This window comes from Helcococcus sp. KG196, assembly GCF_046035495.1.
In the GTDB taxonomy this organism is placed as follows: domain Bacteria; phylum Bacillota; class Clostridia; order Tissierellales; family Peptoniphilaceae; genus Helcococcus; species Helcococcus ovis.
The window spans coordinates 1-546 of record NZ_JBFNFI010000040.1; the positions used below are offsets into that span (position 1 = coordinate 1).

Here is a 546-nt window from a genome sequence, read left to right on the forward strand (position 1 = left end):
GAAATGATTGTGTTCGTTAATAAATTTAATTTATTTTCTGTATCTACTATTTTGTTGTTTATATCCTCTTTTTCTTCATCAGAAAATTTATCTGGATATATAATTTTTTCTTCAGTTAAACTTAATTTGTTTACAGGAACTATATATACTGCATCAGCATTCATATCTTGACATTCTGCTTGAGAATAAAATTCATCTCCATATTTTCTATAAATTAAAGCATTTATTTTCTTAAATTTTAAATCTCTATAATATATCTCTGTTTTTTCATCAAATGCTTTTTTTGCTTCGAAATTATTCATTACAATTTTCCTTTTTTAACTTTTTTCTATTATCTTTAATATACATTCTCTTAAATTTTCTTCTAATTTTAATCTCTTCGATAAATTTATATAATACAATTGATGTATCAATTACTTTACAGCTTCCATATATAAGTAGAAAAATTGTTATCTTATCTAATATGCTCATTTTTAATCTCCTTTGATAAATCCTTAAAATCACGATATATATATCTAACTAAAAATATTAATGGTATTATTAATA

The 546-nt window shown here is 20.9% G+C and carries 2 protein-coding genes; both read right to left on the reverse strand.

The features are described from left to right. A partial coding sequence (locus ABGF45_RS08390; RefSeq protein WP_408125360.1) for a hypothetical protein occupies window positions 1-302 on the reverse strand: 302 nt, incomplete at its 3' end. Then, the gene (locus tag ABGF45_RS08395) at window positions 295-471 is read right to left on the reverse strand and encodes a hypothetical protein (RefSeq protein WP_408112830.1); all 177 of its coding nucleotides are present in this window, start codon (window positions 469-471) and stop codon (window positions 295-297) included. The genes ABGF45_RS08390 and ABGF45_RS08395, both read right to left, overlap by 8 nt. Between the last annotated feature and the right edge of the window lie 75 nt (window positions 472-546).

What these genes read in the sequence shown, in the direction of transcription:
- ABGF45_RS08395 (WP_408112830.1), bottom strand. Translation starts at nt 471, where the DNA reads ATGAGCATATTAGATAAGATAACAATTTTTCTACTTATATATGGAAGC.